The organism is Microbacterium sp. bgisy203 (assembly GCF_057706945.1).
Genome location: NZ_JBYIPF010000009.1, coordinates 1 through 13,803, shown reverse-complemented (window position 1 = coordinate 13,803; position 13,803 = coordinate 1). Strand labels below are relative to the sequence as shown.

Here is a 13,803-nt window from a genome sequence, read left to right as displayed (position 1 = left end):
CCGAACACCCGCCGATCGGAACCGAGGACGGCCCGCGGCGCGACAAGCGGATGTCTCTTGCCGCGCACTTGCGGGAGCTGCGCAAGCGATTGGTGATCGCCGCGATCGCCCTCGTCGTCGCCATGGTGGTCGCCTACTTCCTCACCGATCCGTTCATGGCTCTGATCACGCAGCCCGTGCACGAGCTCGCCCAGCAGCGCGGTGAGACGGCGAAGATCGAAGTGATGTACACGACGGTGACGGGTGCTTTCGACCTGAAGCTGCGGATGTCGTTCGCGATCGCGTTGCTCCTGTCGGCACCGATCTGGCTGTGGCAGCTGTGGGCGTTCATCATGCCCGGGCTCACCCGCAAGGAGATCCGATACACGGTGGGTTTCGTGGCGGCGGCCGTGCCGCTGTTCTTCGCCGGGGTCACGACCGGCATGCTCGTCATGCCGAACATCGTGCGGCTCATGGCGGAGTTCCTGCCCGAGGGCACGTCGGCGCTGTACGACGCCAAGTACTACTACGACTTCGTGCTGAAGCTCCTGCTCATCGTCGGCATCGCCTTCGTCCTGCCCGTCTTCCTCGTCGCGCTCAACGTCGCCGGGGTCATGTCGGGCAAGGCGATCATGAAGAGCTGGCGCGTGGCGGTCGTGATCGCGATCGTCGTCGCCTCGATCGCGACGCCCCCGGCCGACATCGTCTCGACGTTCCTGCTCGCCGGCATCCTCATCGTGTTGTTCTTCGCTGCGGCCGGACTGTCGATGCTCTTCGACCGGCGCCGCGCGAAGCGCACGGCCGCCGAGCTCGGATCGCTCGCGTGAGCGATCCCGCCGCGCGCTACGCGCAGGCGCAGGCGGCGCGCGCCCACCCGCTGACGGCGGCGTTCGCCGCGATGCAGCGGTTCGACCTCGACCCGTTCCAGATCGCGGGGTGCCAGGCGCTCGAAGACGGCTGGAGCGTCCTCGTCGCCGCCCCCACCGGCGCAGGAAAGACGATCGTCGGCGAGTTCGCCATCCATCTCGCGATGCTCAGCGCGGGCGAGAAGGCGTTCTACACGACGCCCATGAAGGCGCTGTCGAACCAGAAGTTCCGAGAGCTCCAGGAGGTCTATGGCGAGAGCGAGGTGGGCCTGCTCACCGGCGACACCAACATCAACGGCAGCGCCCGCGTCGTCGTGATGACCACCGAGGTGCTCCGCAACATGCTCTACGCCGACTCGCCAGCGCTGCGGGGCCTGCGCTACGTCGTGATGGACGAGGTGCACTACCTCGCCGACCGTTTCCGCGGCGCCGTGTGGGAAGAGGTCATCATCCACCTCCCGCAGGACGTGAAGCTCGTCTCGCTGTCGGCGACGGTCTCCAACGCGGAGGAGTTCGGCGACTGGCTCGGAACCGTCCGCGGCGACACCGAGGTGATCGTCTCCGAGACGCGCCCCGTTCCCCTCGAGCAGCACGTGCTCGTGCGCGGCGACCTGCTGCCCCTCTTCGACGACCGCGCGGGCATCGCGACCGCGCAGGTCAACCAGGAGCTCATGCGCATCCGCGGCGGCAGCGGCGCACGGTACGAGAACAATCGGCAGGCGCAGCAGCATCGTTCGTCCGACCACCGCAGCCACGGCTACCCGAGCAGACGGCCCCGCAAGGGCGGCACGCGGCCCGTCCGCTCGGCCAACGTGCAGCGCATCGAGCGGCTCGATCGCCCCGATGTGGTGCGCCTCCTCGAGCGGGCGAACCTCCTCCCCGCGATCTTCTTCATCTTCAGCAGAGCCGGCTGCGACGGCGCCGTCCAGCAGGTGCGCCGCTCCGGGCTCCGCCTCACGACCCGCGAGGAGCGCGACGAGATCCGCCGCGTCATCGATGAGCGCACCCGCACGCTCGGCGAGGACGACCTCCAGGTGCTCGGCTACTGGGAGTGGCGCGACAACCTCGAGCGCGGCGTCGCTGCTCACCACGCGGGACTCCTTCCCGCCTTCAAAGAGGTCGTCGAGGAGCTCTTCCGACGCAAGCTCGTGAAGGTCGTCTTCGCGACCGAGACCCTGGCGCTCGGCATCAACATGCCCGCGCGGACGGTCGTGCTCGAGAAGCTCGAGAAGTTCAACGGCGAAGCGCGCGTCGCGATCACCTCGGGGGAGTACACGCAGCTCACCGGACGCGCGGGACGGCGCGGCATCGACGTCGAGGGCCACGCCGTCATCCAGTGGACCGAGGCGCTCGACCCCCAGGCGGTCGCGGCCCTCGCCTCCCGCCGCACGTACCCGCTGAACTCCAGCTTCCGACCGACTTACAACATGGCGGTGAACCTCATCGACCAGTTCGGGCGCGACGAGGCCCGCGAGATCCTCGAGTCGTCCTTCGCCCAGTTCCAAGCCGATCGAGCGGTCGTCGGGCTCGCGCGGGAGGTGAAGGATGCCGAGCAGTCGCTCGCCGGCTACGCCGAGGCGATGACCTGCGATCGCGGCGACTTCCTCGAGTACGCAGGGATCCGGCGCGACCTGAGCGAGCTCGAGAAGCTGAACCGCGCCGATCGGACGGCGCCCGCGCGCATCCGCGAGAAGCGGCAGCAGGAGATCGCCTCGCTCCGGCGCCGGATGCAGCGGCATCCCTGCCACTCCTGCCCCGACCGCGAGGCGCACGCCCGCTGGGGCGAGCGGTACGCGAAGCTCGAACGGCGGGTCGAGAAGATCCGGCGCCAGATCTCCGCGCGCACCGGCACCGTCGCGCGCGTCTTCGACCGTGTCGTCGACGTGCTGGTCGCCCTCGACTATGTGCGCGTCGCCGACGACGGCACGGCCACGCTGACCTCGGCCGGCGCGACGATGAAACGGATCTACGGCGAGCGAGATCTGCTCGTCGCCGAAGCGCTGCGGCAGGGGCTGTGGACCTCGCTCGATGCGCCAGGGCTCGCCGCGCTCGCGTGCTGCCTCGTCTACGAGCCGCGACGCGACGAGGCGGGACCCGGCGAGCACGGGCTGCCGCGCGGCCCCTTCCGACGGGCGCTGTCGGAGACCCAGGACCTCTGGGCGCGGCTCGACGACCTCGAACAGGACCACCACCTCCCCGGCACCGAGCCGATCGCCGCAGGGCTCGCGACCGCGATGCACTCCTGGGCGCGCGGCGCGACGCTCGACCGGGTGCTCGATGAGGCCGACCTCGCCGCAGGCGATTTCGTCCGCTGGACGAAGCAGACGATCGACCTCCTCGATCAGCTCTCGATCGTCGCCGAGCCCCCCGTGGCCGTGACCGCGCGGAAGGCGCTCGAAGCCGTGCGCCGGGGCATCGTCGTCTACGGCTCGCTCTGAACAACGACGCCTAGGCTCGAGACGTGCCCGACCGTTCCCCCCGCCGTCGATCGATCTCCGACCAGCCCGCACTGCTGCCACTCTGGGCGGCCCTCATCGTCGCGGCGCTCGGCGGGTTCGTGCTCGACCTGGCCTTCCCGGCGGTCGGCTGGTGGCCGCTCGCCTTCGTGGGCGTCGCGATGGCGCTCGTCCCGATGATCGGCCGCTCGGCGTGGGGCGCGTGGGCGGTCGGCACGGTGTTCCTGGCATCCTTCTACCTCATCCACATAGCGTGGATCACGCGATACCTCGGTCTCGTTCCCTGGTTCGCCCTCGCCGGCATCGAGACGCTGCTGGGTGGGGTGACCGGCATCGCGCTGACCCTCGCCTACCGCTGGATGCCGCGGATCGCGCCCGGGCGGTGGGGGAGACTCCTCGCGCTTCCGGCGCTCATCGCGGGCATCTGGACGGCGCGCGAGCTCTTTCTCGGGTCGTGGCCCTACACCGGGTTCCCGTGGGCGCGCATCGGCATGAGCCAGTCGGAGAGCCCGCTCGCGCACGTCGCGTCGTGGACGGGGGTCACGGGCCTGACCTTCCTCATGGTGTTCTTCGTCGCGGCGGTCATCGAGTGGGTGCGCGCGGGTGCCTGGCGCTCCCTGCGAGCGGGCGGCCGGCGTTCGGCGACGACGGTGCTGCCCGCGCTCGTCGTCGCGGTGGTACTGCTCGTCACGCCACAGTTTCCGACCACCGCGGCCGGTACCTGGACCGTCGGCTCGGTGCAGGGGAACGGTCCCGCCGGCTATTTCGACGAGCGCGAGCCGTATGCGATCCTCCAGTCGCAGCTCGACGCGACCGAGCCGATCGTGGGCGAGCCGATGGACGTCCTCCTCTGGCCCGAGGGCGGCATCGATGCCGACCCCACTCACAACGAGTCCGTCGCTCGGGTGCTCGACCGCCTCGCGAAGGCCGTCGACGCCCCTCTCGTCGTCAACGCCGCGACCCAGCGCGGGGAGGACACCTTCAACACCTCGATGCTCTGGGAGGCGGGGGCGGAGAACCCCCTCGCGATCCACGACAAGTCCCACCCCGTGCCGATGGGGGAGTATGTCCCCGATCGGTGGTTCTACGAGATGCTCGCGCCCGACCTGATCGGCCTCATCCAGCGCGAGTACACGCCGGGGACGAATCCGCCGTTCTTCGATGTGAACGGCGTCGGCGTCGGCCTCGCCATCTGCTTCGACGTGATCTACGACGACGTCATCTGGTCGGGCGCGCGCGACGGCGCGGAGATCTATCTGCTGCAGACGAACAACGCCGACTTCCGCGACACCGACGAGAACCTGCAGCAGCTCGCCTTCGCGCGCATGCGCGCGATCGAGACGGGGCGAACGGTCGTGAACCTCTCGACCGTCGGGACGAGTCAGGTGATCGCGCCCGACGGCACCGAGATCGACAGCCTTCCCGAGGCGCAGCCGGGCGCGATGCTCACCGAGGTGCCGCTGCGCACGGGACTCACGGGAGCCGTCGTCGTCGGCCCCGCGGTGCAGCTCGTACTGGGTTGGGGGAGCGTCGTCGCGTTTCTCGGCATCGGCCTGCTCGCGCGCCGGGCGCGGCGCCGCGCCGAGTCGGGCGACGAGAGCGTCGCTCCGGGCACGACGAAGACGTCGGCCTCCGAGTGATCCGGAGGCCGACGTCAGGGGGATCGTCGACGCAGTGTGTTCGCGGTGTCGCGGTGGTGCGGACTCAGGCCGTGAGGCGAGCCGCGTCGTCGCCGGCACCGGCGCCGCGACGGGCGCGCAGGAGGGCGAGACGCTCTTCGAGGAGCTCCTCGAGCTCGGGGATGGTACGACGCTCCATGAGCATGTCCCAGTGGGTGCGGGCGACTTTGTCGCCCGAGTGATCGATCTCGGCGACGCCGTCGCCGACCCGCAGAACGGCCTCGGCGCCGCACGTGCGGCACTCCCAAGCCTCGGGTACCTCGGCGTCTGACGCGAAGGTCATGGTCGTCTCGCGCCCGCACTGGGTGCAGACGTACGTGTGGTTGGCGCGCTCGTGGAACACGACGCCTTCCTCGCTCTGTAGGCTGGAAGCGCCGAGTCGAATGCCGCGCAGGCTGCGATCTGCCATTGTGTGGTCCTCTCGTCTCGCTCAGGTATAACGCGTCCACCTGTGCGCATCATCCGAACGGATGCCTCTGCATGCGCTTTCACAGCCGATGCTCAGGCCGACCCGGCCCGACGGACAGGCCCGTGGACTAGGGCGTGTCTCCCAATACGCGCTGCCAGGTGAAAATGCAGCAGTCCCACTCGTGTAAGAGCCCCCCTATCGGCACAGGCGCTACCAACCTAAGCTCGCAATCGAGCGGCAAACCTTGGTCGCGGGATGAGAGATGACATGAAAACCAGAATCGCCTCCGGACTGGTCGGCCTCACGATGGTCGCAGTCGCAGTCTTCAGTGCGTACCCCGCGCAAGCATCCACGAACTTAAACGTCGTTGGTGGAGTGTCGAGCGCATCGCAAGTGACCGTTGCTCCCTTCCGCGAACCGACACCGGCATGTGGCGACCAGGTGCAGCTCGTGCGCAACGGAAGCCAGATTCGTGCGGTTGGCGTTGGCGTCACTGTCTTTCCACCTAGCTATCCGTATGGACTGATTAACGTGTACGGACCGAACGGATCGCTGTTGGCCCAGGGGAACGCCTCAAATAGTGGCGGTGCTAACGTCCCGTTCACTGCCGTCTCAACGGGCAAGGCGACGTACCGAGTTGTTCTCAGCAACTCGGCCAATACGTACAGCTACTGTGCGGGCTACTACTCCAAGTAACATGAAGGGCTACCACCCGCCAACGTATCCGCTCCTTGAGGCGCGATTTCATCGTTCCGAGAACGACACTGTTCGGTGGCTGTATGGCTGGAATGGACCGGTCACTGAGGCCGCCCGAGATGTCACCCTGGCAGCCTCAGCCCCCGCGGGACGTGCGTTGGTCACATCAGGTATATGGGTAGATGAGCGAGACGTTCGGTTATCCGCACTCCTGGTTGCGAATTCGCTGGAGCAGGCGCGGTTGTTTCCAAGTGCCGGTATCGATACGGCTATCGACGACATGCTCTGGTTACCGGCGCCGCTCACGATCAACGGCGAATCTACGCAGGTCCTGATGGGTCAAATCGGCGAATGCACAGTCGCATATGCAATTGATGCTCCGGAACAGTTTGCCGCCGCGTGGGCAAAAGGCAGTGAGCTCGAATCGCTCAGCACGATCGACGCGACGGGTTACCTCATCAATCCGCTAGAAATGCACTCCTATCCGTCGCTCAACGAGCAGACAACCAGAGTGATGTCCGTCGTCGATTTCTATTAGGGTGTATCTTCCAGTAGCCGAACCCAGGTGAGGATGCTGCAGAACGTGACGCCGGCGCGGTAGGTGATCGCCAGCTTGTCGTATCGAGTGGCGATCCCGCGCCACTGCTTGGCAAGGGCGAAAAACCGCTCGATCACGTTCCGTCCGCGGTAGGCGGCCGCGTCGAGGCCATAGGGGCGTCCGCCGCGGCTGCCGCGACGCTTGCGCGCGGCGATCTGGTCCTTCTTGTCCGGGATGACGGCCTTGATCCCTCGACGGCGCAGCTCCTTGCGGATGACGCCGGTGGCGTAGGCGCGATCGGCGATCACAGCGTCGGGGCGGGTGCGCGCCCGACCTGGACCAACCCTGGGGACGTAGAGTTCCGCGAGCACCTCGGTGAGCATCGCGCCGTCGTTGCGCTGCCCGCCGGTGACGACCATCGCCAACGGTCTCCCGCGACCGTCGACGGCCTGGTGGATCTTCGTCGTCAACCCGCCACGGGAGCGGCCGATGCCGTGACCGGGCGGCTCAACCTCCTGCCAAGGCAGATTCTTGTGATTCGATCCCGCCCCCTGTGTCCTGCTCCGGACGGGTCGTATTCGTCGCGTGCTGATGCGCACGCACGATCGTCGCGTCCACCGACACCGACCAGTCGACCTTCCCAGCCGCATCCGCCTCCGCCAGGATCTGAGTCAACACGCGATCCCACGTCCCGTCGCCGGCATACCGGCGATGCCGCTTCCACACCGTCTGCCACGGCCCGAACTGCTCGCGAGGCAGATCACGCCACGGGATCCCGGTGCGGAACCGGTAGGCGATGCCCTCCACGACCCGCCGATGCTCGCCGAACGGGTGACCGCGCCGCCCAGAGTTCGAGGGCAGCAACGGTTCGATCCGCTCCCACTGCTCGTCCGTGAACACCCGATACCGCGAACCCGTCGACCTCACCTAGCCAGCATCCCGCGAGCCTCACCTAACATATGGGAGACACGCCCTAGGTCGTCAGGCCACGGAGCGTCGTCGGCGGGCGACCGCCTCGAGTGCGATGTCCGTCCGGTCCGTGACGAGCCCGTCGACACCGATGTCCAGCAGGCGCTCCATCGCGATCTCGTCGTTCACCGTCCAGACGTGGACCTCGACACCGGCCGCATGCGCCGCACGCACGAACCGGGGCGTCGCGATACGCAGCGCGCCGACCCGTTCGGGGACCTGCAGGGCGTCGATGCCGTGCAGCGCCCGTCGCACGAGAGCGCCCGAGCCCGTCGCCGCGGCGGCGACCGCGCGCCCGACGGTCGCCTGACCCCCCGAGGTCGCAGGCTTCCCGCCGGCGCGCTCCGCGGCATCCATCGCGGCGCGGCGGCGCGCATCGGAGAAGCTCGTGAGGAGCACGCGGTGGGCCTGGGGCGCGACGGCGCGACCGAGGGGGAGTGCGGCCCGCTCGGCCTTCACATCGAGGTTGAACCGCAGCGTCGGAAAGGCGTCGAGCGCCTCGCGCACCGAGAGGACTCCGCCGCGGTCGGCCATGATGCGCACGAGCTCCGCGTGCGTCACCGCGGCGATCTGTCGCGGGTCGCCTGTCACCCGCGACAGATCGCCGTCGTGGAAGAGGACGACGACGCCGTCGGCGGTGAGGTGGCAGTCGGACTCGACGTAGGCGGCGCCGGCGGCGTGCGCGGCGGCGAAGGCGGCGAGCGTGTTCTCGACGATCCCGTCGGCGTCGGGCGGCACGAAGCCGCGGTGCGCGAGGACGCGCGGGGCGGGCGCGTCGGCGAGGAACGGGTGCACGGGGTGCGTGCTCAGACGCCCGACGACGCGTCGGTGCTGTCGGCGACCGGCCGGGTGGTTCCGGCATCCCGCGCGGTCACGCCGGCCGCCTGCGCGCCTGTGCCTGTGCCTGCCGTGCCTGTGCCTGCCGTGCCCGTGCTGGCCGTCCCCGCGCCCGCCTGCGTCGCGGTCGCCGCGGCACCGGCGTCCGCGGCGAAGGCCGAGCCGAGGCCCTTCATCGCCTCGGTGAACTCGCTCGGGATGATCCACAGCTTGTTCGACGAGCCCTCGCTGATCTTCGGCAGCGTCTGCAGGTACTGGTAGGCGAGCAGCTTGTCGTCGGGGCGCCCGGCGTGGATCGCGTCGAAGACGTTCTGGATCGCCGCAGCCTCGCCCTCCGCTCGCAGGATCGCTGCCTGCTTGTCTCCCTCGGCACCGAGGATCGCCGCCTGGCGACGTCCCTCCGCCTCGAGGATCTGCGACTGCTTCGATCCCTCCGCGGTGAGGATCGCGGCGCGGCGGTCGCGCTCGGCGCGCATCTGCTTCTCCATCGAGTCCTGGATCGAGTGCGGCGGGTCGATCGCCTTCAGCTCGACGCGCGAGACGCGCAGACCCCACTTGCCGGTCGCCTCATCGAGGACGACGCGGAGCTGCCCGTTGATCTCGTCGCGGCTGGTGAGCGCCTCTTCGAGGTTCAGCCCGCCGACGACGTTGCGGAGCGTGGTGGTCGTCAGCTGCTCGACGGCGGAGAGGTAGTTGGCGATCTCATACGTCGCCGCCCGCGCATCGGTGACCTGGAAGTAGACGACTGTGTCGATCGAGACGACGAGGTTGTCCTCCGTGATCACCGGCTGAGGGGGGAACGACACGACCTGCTCGCGCATGTCGACGAGCGGACGGAGGCGGTCGATGAACGGGACGAGGATGTTCAGACCGGGGGAGAGGGTGCGCTGGTAGCGTCCGAGCCGCTCGACGACCCCCGAGTAGGCCTGCGGGATGATCCGGATCGATCGGAAGAGCACCACGACCACGAAGATCGCGATGACCACGAGAAGGACGATCACGAAGATCTGTCCGGCGAAGGCTCCGGGGTCGACCATCAGTCGGCGCTCCTGTCGGTGCTGTCGGTGGGGTGGGGGGATTCGGATGCCGTCGGCGCGGGCGCGACCTCGACCATCGCCCCGCGGACGGCCGTCACGACGACGCGGTCACCGCCGGAGAGGCCGAGGTCGGCGGAGGCGGGGGAGACCGTCCACAGTTCGCCGTTGTCGAGGCGGACCTCCGCCCGGTCGCCGACGAAGGAGGACGCCATCCGCCCACCCAGACCTGCGATCGCATCGACGTTGGTCGGCTGGAGGGCGCTCGATCTCCGGAGTGAGCGCAGAAGCAGCGGGCGGATGGTGAAGATGAGCAGCGCCGAGATGACGGCGGCCGCCGAGACCTGGAGCCACCACGGGCCGCCGAGCAGGTTGACGCCGAGGCCGCCGATGAGGGTTCCGGCCGCGAGCATGAGGAAGGTGAACTCGAGCGTCGTGAGCTCGATGATCACGAAGATGAGAGCGAGCACGATCCACGCGATCCACATGTACTCGGTGAGATCCGGCACCATCGCTCCGATTCGTCGTCTTGTCTGCACGCTACCATTCCGGCGCCGAGCCATAGCGGAACCCGCAGGACGCTTGACAGTGCCGCGCCTGTAGTGTCGGAGAGATGCCCGCGGCGCGAACGGATGCCGCGGCCATGCCCTTTCCGCGCCCCGATCCTGCAGGAGTCCCCATGTCGCAGCCCATCCCTTCCGGCACCCTGAGCGGCACGACCGCGCTCGTCACGGGCTCCTCCCGGGGGATCGGCGCCGACACCGCGGCCTACCTCGCGCAGGCCGGCGCGAACGTCGTCATCAACTTCCGGAACAAGGCGCCGCGGGCCGAGAAGCTCGCCGCGCAGCTGCGCGAGCTCGGCGTCGAGGTGCTCGTCGTCGGCGCCGACCTCACCGACGAGGCATCCGTCGCCGACATGATGGAGCAGATCCGAGAGCGCTTCGGCAAGCTCGACATCCTGGTGCTCAACGCGTCCGGCGGCATGGAGTCGGGCATGGGCGAGGACTACGCGCTCGTCCTCAACCGTGACGCGCAGCTGAACGTGCTGGATGCCGCGCTCCCGCTCCTCAAGGACAGCACCGTGCCGGGCGGCGCGCGCGTGGTCTTCGTCACGAGCCACCAGGCGCACTTCATCCGGACCACCCCGACGATGCCGGAATACGAAGCCGTCGCCCTCTCCAAGCGCGCCGGCGAAGACGCGCTCCGCGAGCGCATCCCGGCTCTCGCCGCCGAGGGCGTCGACTTCGTCGTCGTCTCCGGAGACATGATCGAGGGGACGATCACCGCGACGCTCCTCGAGCGCGCGAACCCCGGCGCGATCGCGACGCGCCGCGAGTCGGCGGGGCGCCTCTACAACGTGTCGGAGTTCGCGGCCGAGGTCGCCCTCGCCGCCGTCGAGCCGATCGCGGCGGACAACACGAGGCTCGTCGGAGACGTGAGCTCGTTCGGAGGGGAGTGAGCGTGCGCGCCGTCGACATCGACACGCTCGTCTCGGTCGGACGCCCGACGATCGCGCCGGACGGCGCGTTCGCGGTGTTCGCGACCTCACGCCCCGACATCGCGGCGAACCGCAACGTCGGGCAGCTCTGGCGCGTCGACCTGCCGGACGGGGCCCCGCGGCGTCTGACCCGCGGCGTCGCCGACCGGCGGCCGCGTCTGTCACCCGACGGATCGCGCGTCGCCTTCGTCCGGAGCGACGCGGACGGCACCGCGCAGATCTTCGTCGTGGATGCCGGAGGTGGCGAGCCGGTCCAGGCCACCGACACGGACTCGGGCGTCGGCGCCTTCGCCTGGTCGCCCGACGGTGCGTCCCTCGCGTACACGACCCGCATCGCCGAGCCCGGCCGCTATGGCACCGTCGACGGCCTTGACGCCGCGAGCGAGTCGCCGCGGCGGGTCACCGGCATCCGCTGGCACGCGAACGGTCTCGGCTACCTGGGCGACCGGCCCGCGCACGTCTTCGTCATCGACGCGCCCGATACCGGCGCCGAACCCTTCTACGACCCCGCGCCGGCCGTGCGCGCGGAGGGAGAGGCCGCACCGCAGAAGCGTGTCGTCGGCGCGACGCCGCGGCGGCTGACCGAGGGGAACACGTCGCACTTCGGCGTCGTCTTCACCGCCGACGGCACCGAGATCCTCACCGTGCCCGACGAGATCGAGACGCACCGTCGGGACATGCGCTCGTCGGTCGTCGCGCTGGCCGTGGACGGTTCCGGCGCCCGCGAGGTCCTCTCTCGCGACGCGCATCTCTCCGTAGGCGAGATCGCGGTCGCCGGTGACGGCGCGATCGCGTTCCTCGCGAACGACGTGGGTGCCGACGGCGTCGACTTCGTCGCGCCGGGCGTCACGCTCTTCCTGCTCGACGCTGACGGGCCGCGCGCGCTGACCGACCCGGAGTCGACCGATCTCGGCGAGGTGGGGTCGCACATCACCCCCCTCGCCGACGGATTCCTGGTCCAGCGCCGCGCCCGCGGACGGGTCGAACTGCTGCGCGTCGGCCGTGACGGCAGCATCCGCACGGTTCTCGGCGGCGACGTCGACGTCGCCGGCCACGCCGCATCCGTCGGAGAGGCGGGGGAGCGGGTCGTCGCCTCGGTGTCGACGGAGAGCTCTGCGGGAGAACTGGTTCTCGTCGGGGCCGGACCGCTCACGTCGTTCGGCGAGGCCGTCGCCGCGGCCGGCGTCGTCGTCCCCGAAGAGCGCGAGGTCGCCGGTCGCGACGGGTATCCCGTGCACGGCTGGGTCGCCGCACCGGCAGGGGAGGGGCCTTTCCCGGTCATCCTGCAGATCCACGGCGGACCGTATGCCGCTTACGGCATCCATCTGTTCGATGAGACGCAGGTGCTCGTCGACGCGGGTTACGCGGTCGTGTACGCGAATCCGCGGGGGAGTGCCGGGTACGGGCGTGCCCACGGTCGCAGCATCCGGCAGGCGATGGGCACGGTCGACTTCCACGACGTGATGGACTTCCTCGACGGCGTCCTCGCGGACGACGCCCGCCTCGACGCATCGCGCGTCGGGATCATGGGCGGCTCGTACGGCGGGTACCTCACGGCCTGGATCATCGCGCACGAGCACCGGTTCGCCGGCGCCATCGTCGAGCGCGGTTTCCTCGACCCGGTGAGCTTCCAGGGCACGAGCGACATCGGCTCGTTCTTCGGCGACGAGTACGTCGGCGTGGAACCCGCTCAGATCGCGGCGCAGAGCCCGATGGCCGCCGTCGGGAACGTTGTCACGCCGACACTCGTGCTGCACTCCGAACTCGACTTCCGCTGCCCGCTGGAACAGGCGACCCGCTATTACAGTGCGCTGAAGCGCCAGGGCACACCCGCCGAGATGCTCGTGTTCCCGGGGGAGGATCACGAATTGACCCGCTCCGGACGCCCGCGTCATCGTGTCGAGCGTTTCGACGCGGTGCTCGACTGGTGGCAGCGGCATCTGCCCGTGGGGTGAGCGGCAGGCATCCCTTCACGCAGAAGCGCCCCGGTGCATCCGATGGATGCCCGGGGCGCTTCTGCGTCGGTGCGGTTACTTGCCGAACGAGAACGCGCGGAAGATGTTCACGATGCCGATCACGATCAATGCGATTCCGAGGATCCACCACAGGGTCAGAGCGCCCAGGATTGGCGAGAACATGAGGTAGATCCCGGCAATGATCGAGACGATGGCGAAAAAGACCGTCCATCCCTTCGAAGCTGCAAGGCTCAGGGTCGACAGCGCGACAACGCCCTCGATCACCCACGCGATACCAACCATGATCGCGACGATTACGGCCAGCCACGCGGTCGTCGGCGCGGGGTTCGCGAAGGCGACGATACCAGCGGCGATGAAGACGAGTCCGAGAAGGATGTGCCCGATCCGAGCCCATCCGGTCTTGCCGGCAGCGAAGACGCCGAGTCCGATGTACACCAGTCCAGCGGCGATCGCGTAGACGGCCAGCACGAGGGTGACGAACTTCGCCGCTCCGACGGGCTGGAACACGATGACGAAGCCTGCGACGAGAGCCAGCAGGCCGCCGAGACCGAGGGCGGTCCGGATGCCGTTCGTCGCGCTCTTCTCGAATGAATCTGTGGTCATGACTGCCCCATTTCTGAAGGACTCCTGAGAAGGAGCTTGATATCAGGTTAGCGGGGGCCTGCAACGATTGACAGCAAGTCGGCCGCTCCCTGGTCGTTGACCGAGCGAAGCGAGTCGAAACGTGTGCTGCGGCGTCGCGTTTCGACTCGCCGCTGCGCGGCTCGCTCAACGACCGGGATGGCCGAGTCCGCCGGTCGTTGACCGAGCGCAGCGAGTGGAAACGTGTTCTGCGGCGTCGCGTTTCGACTCGCCGCTGCGCGGCT

The 13,803-nt window shown here is 69.0% G+C and carries 12 protein-coding genes; 6 read left to right on the top strand and 6 right to left on the bottom strand.

Features of this window, described 5'->3' with window-relative positions:
• Positions 1 to 50: 50 nt before the first annotated feature.
• From tatC to lnt, 3 genes are read left to right on the top strand one after another with little or no spacing between them, the layout of a single operon-like run.
• Positions 51 to 806 (top strand): twin-arginine translocase subunit TatC, encoded by a 756-nt coding sequence (tatC, locus tag AC3ENQ_RS12220; protein ID WP_431805107.1) that lies wholly within the window; start codon positions 51 to 53, stop codon positions 804 to 806.
• Positions 803 to 3,283: a DEAD/DEAH box helicase gene (locus tag AC3ENQ_RS12215; RefSeq protein ID WP_431804976.1), complete on the top strand. Its 2,481-nt coding sequence runs from the start codon at positions 803 to 805 to the stop codon at positions 3,281 to 3,283. Before tatC ends, AC3ENQ_RS12215 begins: the two co-directional genes overlap by 4 nt.
• Positions 3,284 to 3,306: 23 nt before the next feature.
• On the top strand, positions 3,307 to 4,941 hold the full coding sequence (lnt, locus tag AC3ENQ_RS12210; protein WP_431804974.1) for an apolipoprotein N-acyltransferase: 1,635 nt from the start codon (positions 3,307 to 3,309) through the stop codon (positions 4,939 to 4,941).
• A gap of 64 nt (positions 4,942 to 5,005) precedes the next feature.
• On the opposite strand, the gene AC3ENQ_RS12205 is transcribed toward lnt, so the two are convergent.
• Positions 5,006 to 5,389, bottom strand: a complete 384-nt coding sequence (locus AC3ENQ_RS12205) for an RNA polymerase-binding protein RbpA (RefSeq protein WP_431804972.1) — start codon at positions 5,387 to 5,389, stop codon at positions 5,006 to 5,008.
• A 697-nt stretch (positions 5,390 to 6,086) separates the two neighbouring features.
• Here AC3ENQ_RS12205 and AC3ENQ_RS12200 point away from each other — a divergent pair.
• Positions 6,087 to 6,623 carry a hypothetical protein gene (locus tag AC3ENQ_RS12200; protein ID WP_431804970.1) on the top strand — a complete coding sequence of 179 codons (537 nt, stop codon included), beginning with the start codon at positions 6,087 to 6,089 and terminating at the stop codon, positions 6,621 to 6,623.
• On the opposite strand, the gene AC3ENQ_RS12195 is transcribed toward AC3ENQ_RS12200, so the two are convergent.
• The 4 genes from AC3ENQ_RS12195 to AC3ENQ_RS12180 form a co-directional block, all read right to left on the bottom strand.
• A protein-coding gene (locus tag AC3ENQ_RS12195; RefSeq protein WP_431804968.1) for an IS5 family transposase occupies positions 6,620 to 7,550 on the bottom strand; the annotation gives its coding sequence in 2 pieces (ribosomal slippage) (positions 6,620 to 7,174 and positions 7,176 to 7,550; 930 coding nt in all). The genes AC3ENQ_RS12200 and AC3ENQ_RS12195 overlap by 4 nt on opposite strands.
• Before the next feature lie 54 nt (positions 7,551 to 7,604).
• Positions 7,605 to 8,387 carry a glycerophosphodiester phosphodiesterase family protein gene (locus AC3ENQ_RS12190; protein WP_431804966.1) on the bottom strand — a complete coding sequence of 261 codons (783 nt, stop codon included), beginning with the start codon at positions 8,385 to 8,387 and terminating at the stop codon, positions 7,605 to 7,607.
• 11 nt (positions 8,388 to 8,398) lie between these two features.
• Complete coding sequence (locus AC3ENQ_RS12185) at positions 8,399 to 9,466, bottom strand: SPFH domain-containing protein (RefSeq protein ID WP_431804964.1); 1,068 nt, start codon at positions 9,464 to 9,466, stop codon at positions 8,399 to 8,401.
• Entirely contained in the window at positions 9,466 to 9,975 is a 510-nt protein-coding gene (locus AC3ENQ_RS12180) for an NfeD family protein (protein WP_431804962.1), read from the bottom strand. Before AC3ENQ_RS12180 ends, AC3ENQ_RS12185 begins: the two co-directional genes overlap by 1 nt.
• Before the next feature lie 167 nt (positions 9,976 to 10,142).
• On the opposite strand from AC3ENQ_RS12180, the gene AC3ENQ_RS12175 reads away from it, so the two are divergent.
• Together AC3ENQ_RS12175 and AC3ENQ_RS12170 are read left to right on the top strand one after the other, a co-directional pair.
• Complete coding sequence (locus AC3ENQ_RS12175; RefSeq protein ID WP_431804960.1) at positions 10,143 to 10,922, top strand: SDR family oxidoreductase; 780 nt, start codon at positions 10,143 to 10,145, stop codon at positions 10,920 to 10,922.
• 2 nt (positions 10,923 to 10,924) lie between these two features.
• Positions 10,925 to 12,916 (top strand): S9 family peptidase, encoded by a 1,992-nt coding sequence (locus tag AC3ENQ_RS12170; protein ID WP_431804958.1) that lies wholly within the window; start codon positions 10,925 to 10,927, stop codon positions 12,914 to 12,916.
• Between the two features lie 75 nt (positions 12,917 to 12,991).
• On the opposite strand, the gene AC3ENQ_RS12165 is transcribed toward AC3ENQ_RS12170, so the two are convergent.
• Positions 12,992 to 13,540, bottom strand: a complete 549-nt coding sequence (locus tag AC3ENQ_RS12165; RefSeq protein WP_431804956.1) for an HdeD family acid-resistance protein — start codon at positions 13,538 to 13,540, stop codon at positions 12,992 to 12,994.
• Positions 13,541 to 13,803: the final 263 nt, after the last annotated feature.

What these genes read in the sequence shown, in the direction of transcription:
- tatC (WP_431805107.1), top strand. Translation starts at nt 51, where the DNA reads ATGTCTCTTGCCGCGCACTTGCGGGAGCTGCGCAAGCGATTGGTGATC.
- AC3ENQ_RS12205 (WP_431804972.1), bottom strand. Translation starts at nt 5,389, where the DNA reads ATGGCAGATCGCAGCCTGCGCGGCATTCGACTCGGCGCTTCCAGCCTA.
- AC3ENQ_RS12200 (WP_431804970.1), top strand. Translation starts at nt 6,087, where the DNA reads ATGAAGGGCTACCACCCGCCAACGTATCCGCTCCTTGAGGCGCGATTT.
- AC3ENQ_RS12185 (WP_431804964.1), bottom strand. Translation starts at nt 9,466, where the DNA reads ATGGTCGACCCCGGAGCCTTCGCCGGACAGATCTTCGTGATCGTCCTT.
- AC3ENQ_RS12180 (WP_431804962.1), bottom strand. Translation starts at nt 9,975, where the DNA reads ATGGTGCCGGATCTCACCGAGTACATGTGGATCGCGTGGATCGTGCTC.
- AC3ENQ_RS12175 (WP_431804960.1), top strand. Translation starts at nt 10,143, where the DNA reads ATGTCGCAGCCCATCCCTTCCGGCACCCTGAGCGGCACGACCGCGCTC.
- AC3ENQ_RS12165 (WP_431804956.1), bottom strand. Translation starts at nt 13,540, where the DNA reads ATGACCACAGATTCATTCGAGAAGAGCGCGACGAACGGCATCCGGACC.